Annotated in this window: 1 protein-coding gene; it reads right to left on the reverse strand. The window is 64.0% G+C overall.

Translation table 11 applies throughout. The annotated features are described in order from the left end of the window. Positions 1-1,783, reverse strand: a 1,783-nt coding sequence (locus tag EN742_RS33920; RefSeq protein ID WP_189375716.1) for a strawberry notch C-terminal domain-containing protein, incomplete at both ends; no start/stop codon positions are given.

Raw genomic sequence — 1,783 nt, forward strand, 5'->3', positions numbered from 1 at the left:
GCATCAGACTTGCCGTCGGCAGCTGGATCGCCGCGCGGCTCGATCGCGCGTTGACCAGGAGAACCGACTGCGGTTCCGCGCGTGCGATCGCCAGTGCTTCGGACAGGCCGAGCGGGCGGATGCGATCCTTGCGTGCTACGGTCAGCACATGAGACTGCGCACCGGAAACCGGATGCGTGTAGACTGTGCGGCGATCGGTTACGATGATGCTCTCCGCCGTGATCGTCTCCAGCCCCTTGTCATAATTGCCCGCGGCGATGGCGCCTTCTATTCTTGCCGTCATCAGCTGCTCGAACACTTCGAACAGCAGGTTCTGGGTTTCGATGCGCAGCGCCAGCAGCCGGTTGAGCCAGGTCGTGATCGGCGGCAGCTCGTCGCGCAGACCGCCTTCTTCCGTGGTGAGAGACAGCCCGGTGACCGCCTCGAAGGTCGTCAGCGAGCAGCCCTCGATCTTGCCCTGGTGCAGCAGATGATAAAACTGACGTAGCGCCGCACGGGCGTAGGGGCTTTCGAGATTGTCCTCGGACCTGAACAGCCCTGCCCCGCCGGTCTGGCGCTGGCCGCGCGTGATCGCACCAAGCGTGTCAAGCCGTCGGGCAATGGTCGACAGGAAACGTTTGCCGGCCTTCACATTGGCGGCCATCGGTCGGAACAGTGGCGGCTGCGCCTGGTTGGTCCGGTGCGTCCGGCCGAGTCCCTGGATGGCGTTGTCGGCGCGCCAGCCGGCTTCGAGCAGATAGTGCTTGCGCAGTCTCTGGTTTTTCGCGCCGAGATCGGCATGGTAGGAGCGGCCGGTGCCGCCGGCATCGGAAAAGACCAGTACAATCTTGTCGTCATTCATGAAGCTTTGAGTCTCTGCGAGATTGGCCGAGCCGGGCCGGTTCTCGACGGCGCGCCGGTCGATGCCGTCGCGACCGGTCTTTTTGACGATGCGGCGCGAGCGACCGGTAACCTCGGCGACGGTGTCGGTGCCGAAATGGTGGAGGATCTGGTCGAGCGCGCTGCCGACCGGCGGCAACGAGGCCAGCCTTTCGATCATCTCGTCGCGGCGGCGCGCAGCCTCGCGGCACTGCACGGCATTGCCTTCGGCATCGTGGACAGGTCGCGAGTAGATATTGCCCTCGGCGTCCGAATATTCCTCGAACAGCTGCGTCGGGAAGGAATGCATCAGATACCCGAGTACGTACTCGCGCGGGGTCACGTCGACGTGGAGGTCTGACCATTCCTCTGCCGGGATCTCGGCCAGCCGCCGTTCCATCAGCGCCTCGCCGGTCGAAACGATCTGGACGACCGCCGAATGACCGTCGGCGCGGTCCTGCTCGATCGCACCGATCAGCGTCGGCGTCATCATCGAGGTGATGAGATGGCTGAAGAAACGCTGCTTAGTGCTTTCGAAGGCCGAGCGTGCTGCGGCCTTGGCATTGCGGTTCAGCGTGCCGGTCTCGCTGGTGATATTGGCGGCCTCGAGCGCGGCGGTCAGATTGTTGTGGATGACCTGGAAGGCGTCCGCATAGGCGTTGTAGATGCGAATCTGCTCTTCTGTCAGTTCGTGCTCGAGCAGGTCGTATTCGACGCCGTCATAGGGGAGCGATCGCGACGTGTAGAGGCCGAGCGATTTGAGATCGCGGGCGAGCGCCTCCATGGCGGCGACGCCGCCATCCTCGATCGCCGCGACGAACTCGGCGCGATTGGCGAAGGGAAAATCCTCGCTACCCCAAATGCCGAGACGCTGGGCATAGGCCAGATTCTCGGCGGCGGTTGCGCCGGTCGCCGAGACATAGAC

The sequence above is a fragment of the Mesorhizobium sp. M4A.F.Ca.ET.020.02.1.1 genome (assembly GCF_004022645.1).
Taxonomy (GTDB): Bacteria; Pseudomonadota; Alphaproteobacteria; order Rhizobiales; family Rhizobiaceae; genus Mesorhizobium.